The sequence below is a fragment of the Streptomyces pratensis genome, assembly GCF_016804005.1.
Taxonomy (GTDB): Bacteria; Actinomycetota; Actinomycetes; order Streptomycetales; family Streptomycetaceae; genus Streptomyces; species Streptomyces pratensis_A.
Map to the genome: position 1 here is coordinate 7,485,404 of NZ_CP051486.1, position 17,857 is coordinate 7,503,260.

Here is a 17,857-nt window from a genome sequence, read left to right on the forward strand (position 1 = left end):
GCTGTCCGCTCCTCCCCTCCGCATCCCGCACTCCCCCAGGAATTGACGACATGTTCCGTACCGCCTTGCGCAATGTCCTCGCGCACAAGGCCAGGCTGCTGATGACCGTGCTCGCCGTGATGCTCGGCGTCGCCTTCGTCTCCGGCACCCTGGTCTTCACCGACACCCTCGGCAACGCCTTCCGCAATCAGTCCGCCAAGAGCTACGACGACGTCGCCGTCGCCGTCAAGACCTGGGCCGAGCGCGGTGACGAGGAGACCCCGGCCGTCGACGAGGCCACGCTCGAGAAGATCCAGGACCTCGACGGGGTGGCCGAGGCGACCGGACGCGTCTCCGGATTCGCCGGCGTCGCCGACACCGGCGGCAAGCTCATCGGCGACGGCTGGTCCAACACCGGCTCCAACTTCTCCCCCGGCACCGACGGCAAGGACGCGCAGTACACGTTCGCCCAGGGCACGGGACCTGTCGAGGCCGGGCAGATCGCCCTCGACAGGACCAGCGCGGACAAGGGCGACTACAAGGTCGGCGAGAAGGTCCGGGTCGCCACCAACGGGCCGGTGAAGGAGTACACCCTCTCCGGTGTCTTCACCACCGAGGACGGCGCCGTGAACGCCGGCGGCAGCCTGGTCCTCTTCGACACCGAGGTCGCCCAGAGGCTGTACCTGCGGCCCGGCGAGTTCAGCGACGTCACCGTGACCGCCGCGGCCGGGGCGTCCGACCAGCAGCTGCTGGACGCCGTGAAGCCTCTGCTCCCCGAGAACGCCGAGGCCAAGACGGGCGCGGTCCTCGCGGACGAGGAGGCCGAGATGACCGAGTCCGGTCTCAAGAGCCTCAACGCGATGCTGCTGGCCTTCGCGGCCATCGCGCTCTTCGTCGGTGTGTTCCTGATCGCCAACACGTTCACCATGCTCATCGCCCAGCGCACCAAGGAACTCGCCCTGATGCGCGCCGTCGGCGCCTCCCGTCGGCAGGTCAAGCGGTCCATCCTGCTGGAGGCCGGCGTGGTCGGCCTGATCGCCTCGGTGATCGGCTTCCTGCTCGGCGTGGGTCTCGCGACGGGGCTGCGCTCCGCGATGGGCCTGCTCGGCGGGAAGATCCCCGCCGGTCCGCTGGTCGTCTCCCCCACCGCGGTCGTGTCCGCGTTCGCCGTCGGCGTGCTGATCACCGTGTTCGCCGCCTGGCTGCCCGCCCGTCGCGCCGCCAAGATCCCGCCGGTCGCCGCCATGAACAGCGTGCACGCGGTGGCCAGCACGAAGTCGCTGGTCGTACGGAACTCGATCGGCGCGGTACTCACCCTCCTCGGCTCCGCCGCGATCGTCGCCGGTGCAGCCCAGGGCGACGAGAACGGCCGCTGGCTCATCGGTGGCGGGGCCTTCCTCGCCCTGATCGGTGTCATCGTCCTCATCCCGCTGCTCTCGCGGCCGGTCATCGCCCTGGCGCGCCCGCTGCTGCGGAAGCTGTTCGGTGTCTCCGGCAAGCTGGCGGCGCAGAACGCGGTCCGTAATCCGCGCCGCACCGGAGCCACTGCCTCCGCCCTGGCGATCGGGCTCACCCTGGTCACCGGCATCTCCGTGCTCGGCGTCACGCTCGGCCAGGCCATCGACAAGATGACGACGGACAACATCCGGGCCGACTACATGATCTCGATGGCCAGCGGGGACCCGCTCGACGAGGCGGCCGTCACCGCCCTGCGCAAGGCCGACGGCGTCGCGGCGGCATCCCCGCAGCGGTCCGTCTGGTTCTACGTCGGCGACAAGGACGGGGAGGCCGTCTCGGCCTCCGGAGTCACCCCGGGCGACGTCGAGAAGGTCTTCGACCTGAAGACGGTCTCCGGTTCGCTGTCCTCACTGAACGACGGCGAGATCGCCGTCGACCGCAAGACCGCGAAGTCGCGAGGCTGGAAGACCGGCGACAGCGTCCCCGTGACGTTCCAGGACGAGAAGACGGAGACCCTGAAGGTCGGCGCGCTCTACGAGGGCAACGAGTTCCTCTCCTCGGTCCTGATCCCCGAGGACGTCGTCGCCCCGCACGAGACCCTCTCCGACATCCGTGAGATCTGGCTGACCATGGACGGCGGCCAGAGCGACGCCAACGAGCAGGCCGTGATCGACGCGCTCGGCGACAACCCGGCGATGAGCGTCGTGGACCGCCAGGGCATCCGGGACATGTTCGGCGGGTTCATCAACATCGCGCTGAACATCATGTACGGGCTCCTGGCCATGGCCCTGGTCATCGCAGTCCTCGGGGTCGTCAACACGCTGGCCATGTCGGTCTTCGAACGCCAGCAGGAGATCGGCATGCTGCGGGCGATCGGTCTGGACCGGCGCAGGGTCAAGCGCATGATCCGGCTGGAGGCGGTCGTCATCTCGCTCTTCGGAGCGGTGGTCGGTGTGTGCCTCGGTACGTTCCTCGGCTGGGCCATCGGCAAGAGCCTGTCCGCCGACATCCCCGGATACGCCCTGGTCATCCCGTGGGACCGGCTCGCCCTCTTCCTGGTCCTCGCCGGCCTCGTGGGCGTCCTGGCCTCCCTGTGGCCGGCCCGCAGCGGCGCGAAGCTGAACATGCTCACCGCGATCAAGACGGAGTAGCGGGGCAGCACGGAGTAACCGAGCAGCACGGAGGGGCGGTACCCGCGGTGCGGGTACCGCCCCTCGCCGCTTTCCGGATCAGCCGTTCATGCCTTCCAGTCACGGGCCCGCAGCGGCATGCCCACGGCGCCGCCTTCCTCCGGACGCACCGCGAGGATCTGGTTGACGCCGATCCTGTTGTGCTCGAAGGAGAGCGCGGACGCGGCCATGTAGAGCCGCCACACCCTCGCCCGCCCGGGCGAGGTGGCCCGGACGGCCTCCTTCCAGTGCTTCTCCAGGTTGGCCACCCACTGGCGCAGGGTCAGCGCGTAGTGCTCACGGATCGCCTCGACGTCCCTCGCCTCGAAGCCCGCCTCCTCCAGGGTGGCGACGGTGCGGCCCACCGGGGCCAGTTCGCCGTCGGGGAAGACGTACGCGTCGATGAACTCGTCGACGTGGTAGGCCGCCTCGTCCCGCTCGGGGCGGCGCGCGATCTGGTGGTTGAGCAGCCGGCCGCCGGGCTTGAGGAGGGCGAACAGGTCGTCGGCGTACTCGCGGAAGCGGACCGAGCCCACGTGCTCGGCCATGCCGATCGAGGAGATGGCGTCGTACGGGCCGTCCCGGACGTCCCGGTAGTCCTGCACCCGGATCTCGATCCGGTCGGTGAGGCCCTCCTCGGCGATGCGCTTGCGGGCGAAGGCGGCCTGTTCGGTGGAGAGGGTCACGCCGGTGACACGGGCACCGTGGTCACGGGCGGCGTGGATGGCCATGGAACCCCAGCCGCAGCCGACGTCGAGGAGGCGGTCGCCCTCCTTCAGAGCGAGCTTGCGGCAGACGAGGTCGAGCTTGTCGCGCTGGGCGTCCTCGAGCGAGGAGCCGTCCTGCCAGTAGGCGCAGGAGTAGACCATGGAAGGGCCGAGGACCATCGAGTAGAAGTCGTTGCCCACGTCGTAGTGGTGGCTGATGGCTTCCTTGTCACGGCGTCTGGTGTGCAGCGGCCCGGTGCGGCGGCGGACCTCCTCGGCCGGCGGGGGCGGTGGCGGCCAGGGTCCGGCCAGCTCGACGAGCCCGCGGGCGAACGCCCGCACCTTCGGATCACGGACGGGGTGCACGGTGTCCTTGGCGTCGGCGCCACGCTCCCAGAGCAGACCGGCCAGGGCGTCGAGGGCGGTGTACAGGTCGCCGTCGACATCGATCTCCCCGGCCACCCAGGCGCGTGCCAGGCCCATCTCGCCCGGCTTCCAGAGCAGCCGGCGCAGGGCGCGGCGATGGCGCAGGACGAGGGTGGGGGCACCCGGCGGCCCTGACTCACTGCCGTCCCAGGCCCGGATCCGGACCGGCAGGGGCTCTCCCAGCAACTCCTCGGCGAGAGCTGTCAGCCGCGATGCGGCGTCGGCCATGGTGCACACCTCCGTGGTGGTGTTTCCGAACGTGCCTAAATTCGCATATACGCACCCGAACCGGGCCGCGACACCTCGGGGCCGCGGCGAGGTACACCGGCGTCAACGCCGCGCGACCCCCGCACCATCCCCCTCGTCGGCAACGGAACGGCAAAATACTTGTACCGACCATCTATCGGCGTCCGGGAACGCCGAAGGGGCCGTCCGCACCACGGATGGCGGACGACCCCTTCGGTGACGTACAGGCGCTAGGAGGCCTTGGCCTTCTCGCCGGCCTTGCTCTTGTCGTCGGCCTTGGCCGCGACCGGAGCGGGGCTCGGCTTGGCGGCCTCGTAGAACTCCTCGCGCGGAGTCTCCATGGCGCCGAGCGAGACGACCTCGCGCTTCAGGAACATCGCCAGCGTCCAGTCGGCGAAGATCCGGATCTTGCGGTTCCAGGTCGGCATGGCCATGCCGTGGTAGCCACGGTGCATGTACCAGGCTAGACGGCCCTTGAGCTTGATCTTCACCTTGCCCATGACGATCATCGCGACGCCCTTGTGCAGGCCGAGACCGGCGACCGCACCCTTGTTGGCGTGGCTGTACTCCGCCTGCCGGAAGCCCCGCATGCCGGAGATGACGTTGTCACCGAGGACCTTCGCCTGACGCAGCGCGTGCTGGGCGTTCGGCGGGCACCAGGCGTTCGGGTTGCCCGCGCGGCGGCCGACCATGTCCGGGACCTGGGCGTTGTCGCCCGCGGCCCAGATGTAGTCGGTGCCCTGCACCTGGAGCTTCTCGGAGGTGTCCACGTGGCCACGGGGGCCGAGCGGCAGACCGAAGCGCGCCAGCGCCGGGTTCGGCTTCACGCCGGCCGTCCACACGATGGTGCTGGAGTCGACCTCGAGGCCGTTCTTCAGGACCACGTGGCCGTCGACGCAGGAGTCCATCGAGGTCGAGAGGTAGACCTCGACGCCACGGCTCTCCAGGTGCTCCTTGCCGTACGCGCCCAGCTTCGGGCCGACCTCGGGAAGGATCTTGTCGGCGGCGTCGACCAGGATGAAGCGCATGTCCTCGCGCTTCACGCTCGTGTAGTACTTGGCCGCGTCGCGCGCCATGTCCTCGACCTCGCCGATGGTCTCCGCACCGGCGAAGCCGCCGCCCACGAAGACGAACGTCAGAGCCTTGCGGCGGACGTCCTCATCGGTCGTCGAGTCGGCCTTGTCCAGCTGCTCGAGGACGTGGTTGCGCAGACCGATGGCCTCCTCGATGCCCTTCATGCCGATGCCCTGCTCGGCGAGGCCGGGGATCGGGAAGGTACGGGAGACCGCGCCCATCGCGATGACCAGGTAGTCGAAGGGCAGCTCGTAGGCCTCGCCGACGAGCGGCGCGACCGTGGCGACCTTTCGGTCCTGATCGATGGTCGTGACACGGCCGGTGAGAACCTCGGCCTTGGGCAGCACGCGTCGCAGCGGGACGACGACATGCCGAGGCGAGATGCTGCCGGCAGCAGCTTCGGGGAGGAAGGGCTGGTACGTCATGTACGAGCGCGGGTCGACGACCGTGACGGTCGCCTCTCCATACCGCATCTTCTTCAGAATGCGACGAGCTGCGTACAGGCCTACGTACCCACCGCCTACAACGAGGATCCTGGGACGCTCCGTGGTGCTCATGCCATCGAGTATCCACCCCCCTCGGGGGGCATGCTCGTGAGCCCCTTCACAAGGTATGCGCCACCCTCTGCTACACTTCGCCGCCCACGTGACCCAGGTCATGGTGCGGATGGGGAACCACGACACCCCGGCGAACGTTGTTCACCACTTGTGAGCTGGCCCTTGGGCCCTCGGGCGGGATGAACCGCCGCCCCGTGACATACCCACGCCACACCCTTGAAACGCCCGCGCATCACCGCCCGACGGGCCCGCGAAGGGCTCGCTCGGGCCTCCAAGGGCAGAACTTCGCCCAGTAGGGCCGAATTCCTTGTGAAGAAGTTCACGAAGTTTCTCGCGGCGCCGTGCGAAAGGCCCCTCCGAACGGGTCCGGAGAGGCCTTCGCAGGCTCAAAGGTGCAGGCGGGAATGCGTTTGAGCAACTTCTCACCGCACCCGCCACCGCACTGTGATCAGGCGGCCGACCAGGCGATCCCGTCGGGACCACCCCGCCTGCGGCCCTCATGACCGGTGGCCGCGGTCGTACCGGTCACCGGCTCCGAGGCGCCGGAGGAGGCGGCCGACGTGATGCCGGCCCATGAGGCGGAAGCAGTCCTCGCCGATGGCGGGCCCACCGTCCCGACGGCCGGGCTACCGGCGGACCTGTTCGGCGAGCGCGGTGAGGGCGCGGCGTGAAGGGCGCGCTCCGGTTCACCACGGCGGCACAACGCCAGCTCCGGTCCATCAGCCGGCTACGAACGCGACTCGCCCGCCACGGAGAGCGCGATGCCGTCGAGGATGTCGTGCTCGCTGACGACGACCTCACGAGCCCCGGTCCGCTCCATCACCGCGAGCAGGACGAGCGCCCCCGACGTGATCACGTCGACCCGGCCCGGGTGCATCGCGGGGATCGCCGCTCGCTCCGCGTGCGTCGAGGCCAGCAGCCGGCCGGTGATCTCCCGGACCTGCCCGACGGAGACCCGCGAGTGATGGATCGCCTCGGAGTCGTACTCCTCTAGCCCCAGCGCTATCGCGGCGACGGTGGTGACCGTCCCCGCGAGGCCGACGAGTGTCGCCGCCGAGGAGACCGGCACGGTCTCCTCCGCCAGATCCAGAGCGGCATCGATGTCCGACCGGATCGCGGCGATACGGTCGGGCGTGGCCGGATCCACGACGGCCCCGTCCAGGACGAGATGACGCTCGGTCATGCGTACGCAGCCGATGTCCACGGACCGGGCGGCCCGGACACGGTCGTCACCGACGACGAACTCGGTCGAGCCGCCGCCGATGTCCACGACGAGATACGGCTTCTCCAGGTGGTCGCCGCCCACCAGCTCCTTGGTGGCACCGTCGAAGGAGAGCTGCGCCTCCTGGTCACCCGTGATCACCTCGGGCTCGACACCCAGGATGTCCAGGACACCCCGTACGAACGTGTCGCTGTTGTCCGCGTCACGGGAGGCAGACGTGGCGACGAACCGGAGCTTGTCCGCACCCAGCTCCTTGATCACAGCCGCGTACTCACGGCAGGCGTCGAAGGTGCGTTCCAGCGCCTCGGGGGCCAGCCGGCCGGTCCGGTCGACGCCCTGGCCGAGCCGGACGATCCGCATCCGGCGGTCGAGCTCCGTCAAGTCCCCCGTGGCGGGGTCCACGTCCGCGACGAGCAGGCGGATCGAGTTGGTACCGCAGTCGATGGCGGCAACGCGGGTCATGGGGCTCCTGTGGTTGTTCGGGCAGCGCGCGGGGTCAGGACGCGTCGGGTCCGGCGTCGGAGCCGCACGGCGTGACGCACGGCCCCTTCGCCCACCACTCCGGCAGCATCGCGATCGCCTCGTCGCCCAGCGGGTTCACTCCGGGGCCGGCGGCCAGCGAGTGGCCGACCAGGACGTGGAGGCACTTCACCCGGTCCGGCATGCCGCCCGCGCTCGGGAAGCCCTCCAGCACCTCGATGGCGTCGCGCCGCGCGAGGTAGTCCTCGTGCGCGGCACGGTAGGCGGCGGCCAGCTCCGGGTCGGTGGTGAGCCGCTCGGTCATCTCCTTCATGACCCCGTTGGCCTCCAGCGTGCCGATCGCGGACGCGGCACGCGGGCAGGTCAGGTAGTACGTCGTCGGGAACGGCGTGCCGTCCTCCAGGCGGGGCTGTGTCTCGACCACGTCCGGATTGCCGCACGGACAGCGGTGCGCGATGGCACGCAGCCCGCGCGGCGGCCGGCCGAGCTGGAGCTCGAACGCGGCGATGTCCGCATCGGTGGGCGTGGTGGATTCGGTCTGCGGAGGGGGCGTGTCCATGCCTGCCTTGAATGTCATCGGTCGGACTGTATGAATCGGTGCGGGGAGAGGGCTCGGCGCGAAGGGCCCGGCACGCTCACCGAACCCGGTGCGGGTGCGGGGTCATTCGCGGTCCGCGCTGTCGACGCCGTCCCAGAGGTTCGAGTGCCAGGGCCGCCCCGTCGACCCCGGCTCGCCCCGGCGCACCTCGGCCGCGTCCGGATCGACCACCGTGTATGCGGTCTCGCCGGGCAGTACGTAGTGGAGGTGCTGGCGCGCGAGACGGCGGATGTACGCGTCGTCCCTGAGCCGCGCCTTCTCGTCGCGCAGCTCCTCGGTCCGCTGGCGGGCCTCCTGCGAGAGCCTCTCCTGTTCCGCGATCTGGTCGCGCTGGGAGATGTACTGCCGCATGGGATACGCGAGGGCGACCACCAGGGAGCAGACGATCAGCGCGAGGAACGCGGCCCGGCCCGTGAGCCGGGACCGGCGGGCCTGGCGCCGGTTCTGGGACCGGTAGACGCGGGCCGCCGTCTGCTCCCCGAGCAGTCGCAGCCTGGTCGCGGTGGAGAACCGGTCGCGGTCCTTCCCGGCCATGTCTCACGCCTCCCCGTTACGCACGTCCGTCCCCGCACACGGTACGGGACCGGATGCGGGGACGGACGGAGGCTGGTGCTCCGGACTCGGGCTGTCAGCCCTCGAAGCGGAACCGCGGGAACGCCGAACGCCCGGCGTAGACCGCGGCGTCGTCGAGGATCTCCTCGATGCGCAGCAGCTGGTTGTACTTGGCGACGCGGTCCGAACGGGCCGGGGCGCCGGTCTTGATCTGGCCGCAGTTCACCGCGACCGCGAGGTCGGCGATGGTGACGTCCTCGGTCTCACCGGAGCGGTGGGACATCATGCACTTGAAACCGTTGCGCTGGGCCAGCTCGACGGCGTCCAGGGTCTCGGTCAGCGAACCGATCTGGTTGACCTTGACGAGCAGGGCGTTGGCCGAGCCCTCCTCGATGCCGCGGGCGAGACGCTCGGGGTTGGTGACGAACAGGTCGTCACCGACGATCTGCACCTTGGAGCCGAGCTTGTCGGTGATGACCTTCCAGCCCGCCCAGTCGTCCTCGTACAGCGGGTCCTCGATGGAGACCAGCGGGTACGCGGAGACGAGCTCCTCGTAGTACTCGGTCATCTCGGCGGCCGAGCGGGACTTGCCCTCGAACTCGTAGACGCCGTCCTTGTAGAACTCGGACGCGGCGACGTCGAGCGCGAGCGCGATGTCGCGTCCCGGGACGTAACCGGCCTCCTTCACGGCCTCGAGGATGAGGTCGAGGGCGGCACGGTTGGACTCGAGGTTGGGGGCGAAGCCGCCCTCGTCACCGAGACCGGTGGACAGGCCCTTGGTCTTCAGGACCTTCTTCAGCGTGTGGTAGATCTCCGCGCCCCAGCGAAGGGCCTCGGAGAAGGACTCGGCGCCGATCGGCGCGATCATGAACTCCTGGATGTCCACGTTGGAGTCGGCGTGCGAGCCGCCGTTCAGGATGTTCATCATCGGAACGGGCAGCAGGTGCGCGTTCGGGCCGCCGAGGTAGCGGAAGAGCGGGAGGTCGGAGGCCTCGGACGCGGCGTGCGCCACGGCCAGCGAGACACCGAGGATGGCGTTGGCGCCGAGGGAGCCCTTGTTCTCGGTGGCGTCCAGGTCGAACATCGCCTGGTCGATGAGGCGCTGCTCGGTGGCGTCGTAGCCGACGAGCTCCGGGCCGATCTGCTCGATCACGGCGAGGACGGCCTTCTCGACGCCCTTGCCCTGGTAGCGGTTGGGGTCACCGTCGCGAAGCTCAATGGCCTCGAACGCACCGGTGGAGGCGCCGGACGGAACAGCAGCACGTCCCGTGCTGCCGTCGTCGAGGCCAACCTCGACCTCGACCGTGGGGTTGCCCCGGGAGTCGAGGATTTCCCTGGCTACGACGACGTCGATGGACGGCACGAGGCATCTCCTTCTGGGATCTGACACTGTTTGTGCAGGGTCACTGTGGCCTTGCGCCACGAGCCTAACCGGCTCCGCCCGCTCCGTCGGCCGTCCGCCCGTCCCGTGGGACGAAAAAGGACCCAAGGACCTGCATTCCGGGCAAAGCTCCAGAATTTTACTGGCAAGTAACCACAAGAATTGAACGCTCGCGCTGCGGCGAGCCCGCGACCGCGCCCCGCCAGGGGTGCCGGAAGCGGCTCCGGCCCGGCGCGCGGGGGGTCGGCGCGCCGGGCCGGGACGCCGGGGCGGAGGAGGGCCCCGGAACGCTTCCGACTACTTCAGGTGGAGCTGCTGACCCGGGAAGATCAGGTCGGCCTCGTCGACGATGTCGTCGTTCAGCTCGAACAGCTTCTCCCAGCCGCCCTTGACCTTCTTCGCGTCGGCGATCTTGCTGAGGGTGTCGCCGGCCTTCACCTTGTACTCGCCGTCGCCCTTCTCGACCTTCTCGCCGGTCGGGGTGGTGACGGTCTTCTCGGGGGCCGTGCGCTTCTCGCTGCGCGTGGTGGGCTGCTCGGCCTTGCGCTCCGGCGCGGCCTGCGGGGCCGTGTCACCGTTCTTCGCGGAGCCGGTGTCGACGCCCGGGTCCACACCGTCGTTCGTCAGGCCGCCGGCACCGGCGCAGGCCCAGGCGCCCGGGCCCTGGAGGTCGAGGAGCTTCTCGGCGGCGGCTATCTGCTGGCCCTTGGTGGCCAGGTCGGCGCGGGCCGCGTACTGCGTGCCGCCGGCTGCCGCCCAGCTGGACTGCGAGAACTGCAGGCCGCCGTAGTAGCCGTTGCCGGTGTTGATGGACCAGTTGCCGCCGGACTCGCACTGGGCGACGGCGTCCCAGGTGTCGACGGAGGCGGCAGAGGCGCCGGTCGCGCCCATGAGCGGCACGGCGACGGCGGCACCGGTGACACCGGCCAGGGTCGCGATACGGACGGCCTTGGACGGGCGACGGTGCTTGCCCTTGCTGGAAAGCAGCATGGTTCTCCTCACCGACGCCTACGAGGTGAGCTGTCGGGTTCGGGCCTGTGAGTTGCCCGGTCGCCCGCACTCGCGGACGGCTTCACCCCTAGCCGTACCTTCGCCCGTCTTCCGACGGCCGGGTCCGGCGCTTACCTGGGTCCCCCGCTCCTGCCTACGGCGCTTTACGCGTCGGTCCCCTTCGGCCGACGGCAGGATTCGGCGTGACGGTCGAAGGTGCCCGCGGTGCGAGCGGCTCCGACCGTAATCACACGCAACCCCCACATTCAAAGATGGACATAACGGCTAATCAGCCCGTAACGGTCCGGCATGGGGGATCGTTTCCGCAGGTCGGAGCCAATTTGGACGGACCGGACGGACAGGGCGCCCCAATTGAAGCAAAGAGACCCATGTCTCACTTACGCATAAGTGGACATAGGCCTCTGAACTACCCTTGATTTCGGGGTGTTTTCCCGCTTTTGATCAGTTGGCCGCCGCCTCCGCGTCGGCACCCTTCGCGTCCGCGCCCTTCGCGTCCGCGCCCTTCGCGTCGGCACCCTTCGCGTCCGCCCCGAGGCCGAGACCGAGTTCCAGGCTCTGGCCGGGAAGGATGAGGTCGGGGTCGGTGCCCAGTTCGTCCTTGTTGACCTCGTAGAGCGCGGTCCAGCCGCCGGGGAGCTCCTGCGCGTCGGCGATCGCCCAGAGGTTGTCGCCCTCGCGGACGGTGTACGTCCCCTCCGCGCCCTGACGCGCCTCGGAGTCGCCGCGCGACGCGTGGCGGCCGGACTCGCGCCCCTCACCCAGCTCCGCTCCCGCACTCGCCTCGGGGGCCGGCGTGCCGCGGTGCTTCCCGCCCTTCGCCCCGTCACCCTTCGACGCGTCCGAGGCCTCGGGGGACGGGGTGGCGGACGGCGACGCGTCGGCCTCGCCCGCTTCGTCGCCCTTGTCCGCCGCGCCGCCGGACGCTTTCCCGCTCGCCTTGTCCTTCGCGCCGGTGCCATCCGCTTCGTCCTGCGTGTCCGCGGGGTCCGACGCCTCCGGAGAGGGGGTCCCGGACGGTGTCGCGGTGTCCGAGGGCTCGGCGGACGGATCGCCGCCCGGGTCGATGCCGGGCAGCGTCCCGTCCAGGGCGAGCCCGGAGATCACCGCACAGCTGGCCCACGCCTGCGGGCCCTTGTCGTCCAGCATCTTCTCCGCGACCGCTATCTGCTGCGAGCGGCTCGCGAGGTCGGCACGCGGCGCGTACGCCGTGCCGCCGTAGGCCGACCAGGTGTCCTGCGAGAACTGCAGGCCGCCGTAGTAGCCGTTGCCGAGGTCGGCACTCCACATGCCGCCGCTCTCGCATTCGGCGACCCGGTCCCAGGTCGACGCCTCGGCGGCTTGCGCGCCGCCCGCACCGAGCAGCGGGATCGCGATGGCCGATCCTGTGACGCCTGCGGCGACGACGATGGCGGGTGCCTGGCGAGGGCGACGGTGTCTGCCGGTCGCGGAGCCCATGGGATTGCCTTCCGTGTGACTGACATGTGACGGGTGAGTCGAACGGTGAACCTAGCCCTACTCGAACGTGTGTCACAAGTCGATGCAGCGGAGATCACGTGAAAGTCACAGAGTTGACAGGCTGTCACTTTTTCCGGCCGGGCGCCCCGGAGTGAACTCCACGGGAAGGGTGCGCAGTCCACGCATGATCAGCCCGCCGCGCCAGCGCAAATCGGCAGGTTCCGCAGCGAGCCGCAGGTCGGGGAGGCGTCTCAGCAGGGTCGCCAGGGCCACCTGACCTTCCAGCCGGGCCAGTGGCGCCCCCAGGCAGTAATGAATGCCGTGCCCGTAACCGAGGTGCTGATTGTCACTCCGCGCGAGATCCAGGGTGTCCGCATCCTGGAATCGCTCCGGGTCCCGGTCCGCGGCGGCCAGCACCACGAGAACGGGGTCCCCCGCCGCGATGTCCTGCCCTCCCAGCGTCACGGGTTCGGTGGCGTAGCGCCATGTGGCGAGCTCCACCGGCCCGTCGTAGCGCAGCAGCTCCTCCATGCCCGTGGCGAGCAGCTCCGTCTCGCCGGCCGCCAGCGAGCGTTCGAGGCGTTCACGCTGGGGCGGGTTGCGCAGCAGGGCATAGGTGCCGTTGCCGATGAGATTCACCGTGGTCTCGAAGCCGGCGAACAGGAGGATGAACGCCATGGCGGCGGCCTCGTTCTCGCTGAGGTGCTCGCCGTGGTCGCTCGCCCGGATCAGCCCGGAGATCAGGTCGTCGCCGGGATCCTCCCTCTTGCGGTGGATGAGTTCGGCGAGGTAGGCCCTCATCTTCTTGACCGATCGGGCCACCCCGCCCCGCGGCCCCCCGCCGTGCCGGATCATCATGCCCGCCCAGTCGCGGAAGTCGTCCTGGTCCTCGCGCGGCACACCGAGCAGGTCGCAGATCGCGTAGATGGGAAGGGGGAAGGCGAAGTCGTGGATGAGGTCCGCCTTCCCCTCCTCGACGAAGGTGTCGATGAGGCGGTCCGTCAGCTCCTGCACGCGCGGTGCGAACTCCGCGACCCGGCGCGGGGTGAACGCCTTGGACACGAGCCGGCGCAGCCGGGTGTGGTCCGGGGGGTCGATGTTCAGCAGATGCGTCATCAGCTCCGCCTTGCGCTCCCCCGGGATGCCCGTCTTGCCCTTGGCGTTCGCGGAGCCCGCGTGGTGGGCCGGGTTCTTGGAGAGCCGGGAGTCGGCGAGGGCCTGCCGGGCGTCGGCGTACCGGGTCACCAGCCAGGCCTCGACACCGCTGGGCAGCGACGTGCGGTGCACGGGGCTGTGCTCGCGCAGCCAGGCGTAGGCGGGGTAGGGGTCGGTCGCGAACTCCCAGGTGAAGAGTTCGGGTGCTGCGTCGGGCGCGGAGGGCGTGTCGGGGCTGTCGTTCACTCCTCGACGCTATCCGGACCGGTCCCGAGCCCTTCAGCCGCCCGGATCGCGTCCCGGTAGGCGCGGGCGGCGGCCCGCAGCGCGGCCTCCGGGTCGATGCCGTCCTGTTCGGCCCGTACGGCGAGGGCCAGCAGCCGGTAGCCGACCCCGTCGCCCTCGGGGAGCGCGGTGCCGAGGCCCGCGGCACGGACCCTGCTGCCCAGCTTGGCCGCCAGCGCCAGACCGGGCTGGCCGAGCGGCACCCCGTCGGTGACCGATGCGCGCTGCTTCTCGATCGCCTTCGTCCGCAGCCAGTGCGCGTGGACGTCCTCCGGGGTCTCGGCGGTCTCGTCACCGAACACATGCGGGTGGCGGTGGATCAGCTTCTCGACGATCGTGGCCGCGACGTCGTCGATGCCGAACGGCTCCTCCTCGTCCTCCTGCGCGATGCGCGCGTGGAAGACGACCTGGAGCAGTACGTCGCCGAGCTCCTCTCGCAGCTCCTCGCGGTCGCCGTCCTCGATGGCCTCGACCAGTTCGTACGCCTCCTCGATGGCGTACTTGGCGAGGCCCTCGTGCGTCTTCTGCGAGGTCCACGGGCATTCGAGCCGGATCCGGTCCATGACCTGGACGAGATCCAGGAGCCGCGCGCCGGGCAGGTCGTACGAACCGGGCAGCAGCTCCAGGTCCGGCATCTGCACCCGGCCCGAGCCGCCGAGCCGGGCCAGGCCGTCGGTGAGCGGCTGATTGCCCTCGCCGCCCACCAGCACCACCACGGTCCTGCCGCCCGCGCAGTCGTCCACGAGCTCCTCGGCGGAGGGCGCGGCGTGCTGGACGGCGACCCCTGCCTCCTCCAGGTACGGCAGCTGCGGGTGGTCCCGCTCTGCGCACAGCACCCGGTCGGCGGCGTGGAGCGTCTGCCAGGCGGGCCAGGACAACAGGCCGGGAGCCACCCGGTGGCTGGCGGTGAGCAGGACGATACGGCCGGGATCTTCAGCGTTCACGCCCCGAACCTACCCCCGGGCGGGCGGGGTCAGGCGCCGGCCTCGGGCTCCTGGCCCCGCACGGGGGTGACCTGGTTGATCCACGGCGCCTTGTAGGTGCTGAGCTGGACCTTCTGGTTGTCCCAGCTGCCGTAGCGCGGGTTGACGTCGATGTGCAGCGCCTTCGACGCCTCGGTGAGTGCCTCCCCGACGGCCTGCATGCCCTCGGGGCTCTGGAGGTCGACGCCGAGCGCCTGGGCCAGCTTCTGGAGCTGGACCTCGGTGCGCAGGGTCTCCTCGATCTGGCCGGGCGCCACCCAGCTCTGGTCCAGCATCCGTGTCCGCAGCCCCTCGTCCCCGCCGGACTGCTCGGCGAAGGCACTGCGGATCTGCTGGACCTCCTTGCGGCTGACGCTCACCCCGGCGTCCTCGGCGGCCCGGTCCAGGACCTTTCCGAGGATCAGACCGGACAGCTTGGCCCGGATCAGCTGACCCGACTTGGTCACCGCCTCCTCGGCCTGTTCCGATTCCTGCTGCGCGCTGCGCACGTCGGCCGCCTGCGACTGGACCGTGGCCACGTCGATCCGGTCGCCGCCGACCACGGCCGCGGCACCGGGATGGGCCTCGCTGCCGCAGGCGGTCAGGAGCGGCGCCGCGAGGAGCGTTGCGGCGGAGAGTGCGAGCGCGGTGCGACGACGGCGGTGCAAAGGAGCCTCCCGGGGAGAGTTTGTGCATCAGTGCACAAAGCCTTGCGGTGATCGATGTTAGGCAGTGGACGTGATTCGGGCCACTGCTTCGACCAACGATTTCCGGACCGGTCAGTGTGGGGTCGGGGACGAAATCGCCGTCGGCACCCTTTTCGCGGCCGTCGTCCGCCTCATCTCGAACCGCGTACGTCCTGGTGGTGGGTCAGCTGCCGGCGGAGCTCCGTGGGGAGCGGGTGGTGGGGACCGTAGGCGCGTTCCGTGTCGTAGAGAAGGGCCTGAAGTTGGGCGCGGCCCGCCGTGTGGTCGCCCACACCGAGCAGGAGATGGCCGATCCGGTGCCGGATGTCGAAGGCCCGGCCGGGGCCCGTGGAGGTCGCGTAGCCGTTCTCGTAGTAGGGGAGGACGGCCCGGTACTCGACGAGGGCGGCGGCCGCCTCGCCGAGCTGCTCCAGGCACTGCGCGGCGTCGTAACGGAACTGCAGGGTCTGGGAGTCGGCGGGCCCCGCCTCCGCCGCGCGGTCGTCGGCGAGCCTGCGGAGCTCCGGGAGGGCGCGGCGGTACTGGCCGTCGTCCATCAGCGTCGCCGCGTACTGCTTGCGAAGGATCCGTACGACCGGTGAGTGTTCGCCGTGCTCCGCGGCGGCGGCCGGCAGGATCCCCCCGAGGATGTCGACGGCCTGGGTGATGCGGCCCTCGCCGAGCAGCCGCTTCACGTCGTCGACGGCCTGTGCCACGTTCGGCCGGGAGGGCGGCTCCTGAGGTGCGGGGGGCGCCTGCTGGGCGGGGACGGGTACCGATGCCGGGACGGCCGCCCGGTCGGGCCAGGGCGCGTGCGGGCGGAGGAAGGGGCGGGTCGGGTCGAGCGGGCCGGAGGGAGCGCCGCCGACGGGCAGCAGGGGCCGCAGCGACTCGTAGACCTCCTGGGCGGAGGCGGGGCGGTGCTGCGGGTCCTTGGAGAGCAGCCGCAGGACGAGGGCTTCGAGCGCCTCGGGGACCTCCGGCCTGAGATGACGGACCGGGAGGGGCGGTTCGTAGAGGTGGCGGTGCAGGACGCCCAGGGCGGTGGATCCGGCGAACGGCACGTCACCGCTGAGGAGTTCGTGGAGGAGCACACCGAGTGCGTACAGGTCGGTGTACGGGCCCACGGCCCCGCCCATCGCCTGTTCGGGGGCCATGTAGGCCGGGGAACCGATCGGGGAGCCGGTGTGTGTCAGGCGGGTGGTGTCGGTGTCCATGACGGAGGCGATGCCCAGGTCGAGCACCGTGAGGGTGCCGTCGGGCTTGACCATCGCGTTGCGCGGCTTGAGGTCGCGGTGGACGATCGGCACGGCGTGCACCGCTGAGAGCACCGCGCACAGTTGGGCGGCGACCGCCACGGCCCAGGGCCACGGATAGGGGTCGTGCTCTGCCAGGTGGTCGGCGAGGTCGGCGCCCTCGACGTACTGCATGACGAGGTAGAGGTCCTCGCCGTCGCTCCCCGCGTCATGGACGGTGACCAGCCCGGGGTGGTCGACCTGCGCGGTGACCCGGCACTCGCGGACGAACCGGCGGCGCAGGTCGTCGGCGGCCACGCTGCCGGAGGGGCCCGCGACCCGGTCGGGGCGCAGGAGCTTCACCGCGACCCTGCGGTCGAGCCGCTGGTCGTACGCCGTCCAGACCTGCCCCATGCCGCCCTGGCCGAGAATGGTCGCCAGCTCGTAACGTCCGGCGATCACACGCCCGTTCACCGACTGTCACCCTCCTTGCGGAGGTAGTCGCTCAGCTCGTCGAGCTCGGCGCGCACCTGGTCGAGGCGCTGGGGCGCGGCCGCCCTCGGCGCTTCGGCCGGCGGGGCGGCGGGGGGCGGCGTGGAGGCGGGGTTCCGCGGCGGGGCGGGCGGCGTGGGGACGGGGGTGGGGCTCTGCCGCGGCGCGGGCGGGTAACCGTACGAAGGCACGGGTGGCGCCGTCACGGTCTGCTGCGCCGCGTACGAGGGCGCGCCCGGGTACCGGGCGGCGTAGGGTCCGGCGTACGGACCGGTGCCGGGCCCTCCCCGTTGGCCTCGGTACGGATCGAAGTGCCGTATCTCCGCGTACAGGTAGTAGGTGACCGTCCCGACGAAGACGACCAGCATCCAGGTCAGGGTGATGACCGCCTGCCCGTCGGTCAGCACTTCCTCCTCGTCGGGCAACGCGTCGAGGTACACGACGAGTCCGGTGTTCAGCGCCAGCACCAGGCCGAACAGCCACCAGTCGCGCTGCTTGCGGGTGACGATCGCCAGCCGCAGCATGGCCGCCCAGGCGAGGAGTCCGCAGCTCAGCAGGGCGAGCGCGACGAAGACCACGCGCAGCGTGACCAGCGTGGCCGACGAGGGGCCGGTCTTCGGCTGCTGCTCCGGCGGATAGCCGTAGCCGTGCATGTGCTGCTCCCGGAGGGCGTGGATCGGACGTATGGCAGTGAGCGTATACACCGACACGGACAACCGGTCCCGGG

At 70.5% G+C, this 17,857-nt stretch carries 14 protein-coding genes, 1 pseudogene and 1 riboswitch; of the genes and pseudogenes, 2 read left to right on the plus strand and 13 right to left on the minus strand.

Annotation, left to right across the window (positions count from 1 at the left end; genetic code table 11):
• The first annotated feature begins 50 nt into the window (after positions 1–50).
• On the plus strand, positions 51–2,588 hold the full coding sequence (locus tag HED23_RS31365; protein ID WP_203186691.1) for an ABC transporter permease: 2,538 nt from the start codon (positions 51–53) through the stop codon (positions 2,586–2,588).
• Between the two features lie 86 nt (positions 2,589–2,674).
• Here HED23_RS31365 and HED23_RS31370 read toward each other — a convergent pair whose 3' ends face one another.
• Positions 2,675–3,967: an SAM-dependent methyltransferase gene (locus HED23_RS31370; protein ID WP_203186692.1), complete on the minus strand. Its 1,293-nt coding sequence runs from the start codon at positions 3,965–3,967 to the stop codon at positions 2,675–2,677.
• Between the two features lie 248 nt (positions 3,968–4,215).
• The gene (locus HED23_RS31375) at positions 4,216–5,616 is read right to left on the minus strand and encodes an NAD(P)/FAD-dependent oxidoreductase (protein WP_203186693.1); all 1,401 of its coding nucleotides are present in this window, start codon (positions 5,614–5,616) and stop codon (positions 4,216–4,218) included.
• Positions 5,617–6,119: 503 nt separating this feature from the next.
• On the opposite strand from HED23_RS31375, the pseudogene HED23_RS31380 reads away from it, so the two are divergent.
• Positions 6,120–6,287: pseudogene (locus HED23_RS31380) on the plus strand (prevent-host-death protein); the annotation flags it as partial.
• A 56-nt stretch (positions 6,288–6,343) separates the two neighbouring features.
• On the opposite strand, the gene HED23_RS31385 reads toward HED23_RS31380, so the two are convergent.
• The 11 genes from HED23_RS31385 to HED23_RS31435 form a co-directional block, all read right to left on the minus strand.
• Positions 6,344–7,300 carry a Ppx/GppA phosphatase family protein gene (locus tag HED23_RS31385; protein WP_203186695.1) on the minus strand — a complete coding sequence of 319 codons (957 nt, stop codon included), beginning with the start codon at positions 7,298–7,300 and terminating at the stop codon, positions 6,344–6,346.
• Between the two features lie 34 nt (positions 7,301–7,334).
• Positions 7,335–7,877: a DUF501 domain-containing protein gene (locus HED23_RS31390; protein WP_203187718.1), complete on the minus strand. Its 543-nt coding sequence runs from the start codon at positions 7,875–7,877 to the stop codon at positions 7,335–7,337.
• A gap of 102 nt (positions 7,878–7,979) precedes the next feature.
• On the minus strand, positions 7,980–8,450 hold the full coding sequence (locus tag HED23_RS31395; protein ID WP_203186696.1) for an FtsB family cell division protein: 471 nt from the start codon (positions 8,448–8,450) through the stop codon (positions 7,980–7,982).
• 94 nt (positions 8,451–8,544) lie between these two features.
• The gene (gene eno / locus HED23_RS31400) at positions 8,545–9,831 is read right to left on the minus strand and encodes a phosphopyruvate hydratase (protein ID WP_014155837.1); all 1,287 of its coding nucleotides are present in this window, start codon (positions 9,829–9,831) and stop codon (positions 8,545–8,547) included.
• A gap of 315 nt (positions 9,832–10,146) precedes the next feature.
• Entirely contained in the window at positions 10,147–10,839 is a 693-nt protein-coding gene (locus HED23_RS31405) for a transglycosylase family protein (RefSeq protein WP_203186697.1), read from the minus strand.
• Positions 10,840–11,011: riboswitch (cyclic di-AMP (ydaO/yuaA leader) on the minus strand. It abuts the gene before it with no gap.
• Between the two features lie 290 nt (positions 11,012–11,301).
• Entirely contained in the window at positions 11,302–12,315 is a 1,014-nt protein-coding gene (locus HED23_RS31410) for a transglycosylase family protein (RefSeq protein ID WP_203186698.1), read from the minus strand.
• Between the two features lie 105 nt (positions 12,316–12,420).
• The gene (locus tag HED23_RS31415) at positions 12,421–13,716 is read right to left on the minus strand and encodes a cytochrome P450 family protein (protein WP_203186699.1); all 1,296 of its coding nucleotides are present in this window, start codon (positions 13,714–13,716) and stop codon (positions 12,421–12,423) included.
• Complete coding sequence (locus HED23_RS31420) at positions 13,713–14,699, minus strand: nucleoside triphosphate pyrophosphohydrolase (protein WP_203186700.1); 987 nt, start codon at positions 14,697–14,699, stop codon at positions 13,713–13,715. The genes HED23_RS31415 and HED23_RS31420 overlap by 4 nt, the downstream gene beginning before the upstream one ends.
• 29 nt (positions 14,700–14,728) lie before the next feature.
• On the minus strand, positions 14,729–15,385 hold the full coding sequence (locus tag HED23_RS31425; RefSeq protein WP_203186701.1) for a SurA N-terminal domain-containing protein: 657 nt from the start codon (positions 15,383–15,385) through the stop codon (positions 14,729–14,731).
• Between the two features lie 170 nt (positions 15,386–15,555).
• Positions 15,556–17,112 carry a serine/threonine-protein kinase gene (locus tag HED23_RS31430; RefSeq protein ID WP_203186702.1) on the minus strand — a complete coding sequence of 519 codons (1,557 nt, stop codon included), beginning with the start codon at positions 17,110–17,112 and terminating at the stop codon, positions 15,556–15,558.
• Positions 17,109–17,783, minus strand: coding sequence for a hypothetical protein (locus tag HED23_RS31435; RefSeq protein WP_203186703.1), 675 nt, complete (start codon positions 17,781–17,783; stop codon positions 17,109–17,111). The genes HED23_RS31430 and HED23_RS31435 overlap by 4 nt, the downstream gene beginning before the upstream one ends.
• Positions 17,784–17,857 lie beyond the last annotated feature (74 nt).

Coding starts and splice junctions, on each gene's coding strand:
- HED23_RS31370 (WP_203186692.1), bottom strand. CDS start 3,967: ATGGCCGACGCCGCATCGCGGCTGACAGCTCTCGCCGAGGAGTTGCTG.
- HED23_RS31435 (WP_203186703.1), bottom strand. CDS start 17,783: ATGCACGGCTACGGCTATCCGCCGGAGCAGCAGCCGAAGACCGGCCCC.
- HED23_RS31390 (WP_203187718.1), bottom strand. CDS start 7,877: ATGGACACGCCCCCTCCGCAGACCGAATCCACCACGCCCACCGATGCG.
- HED23_RS31385 (WP_203186695.1), bottom strand. CDS start 7,300: ATGACCCGCGTTGCCGCCATCGACTGCGGTACCAACTCGATCCGCCTG.
- HED23_RS31375 (WP_203186693.1), bottom strand. CDS start 5,616: ATGAGCACCACGGAGCGTCCCAGGATCCTCGTTGTAGGCGGTGGGTAC.
- HED23_RS31410 (WP_203186698.1), bottom strand. CDS start 12,315: ATGGGCTCCGCGACCGGCAGACACCGTCGCCCTCGCCAGGCACCCGCC.
- HED23_RS31365 (WP_203186691.1), top strand. CDS start 51: ATGTTCCGTACCGCCTTGCGCAATGTCCTCGCGCACAAGGCCAGGCTG.
- HED23_RS31405 (WP_203186697.1), bottom strand. CDS start 10,839: ATGCTGCTTTCCAGCAAGGGCAAGCACCGTCGCCCGTCCAAGGCCGTC.
- HED23_RS31395 (WP_203186696.1), bottom strand. CDS start 8,450: ATGGCCGGGAAGGACCGCGACCGGTTCTCCACCGCGACCAGGCTGCGA.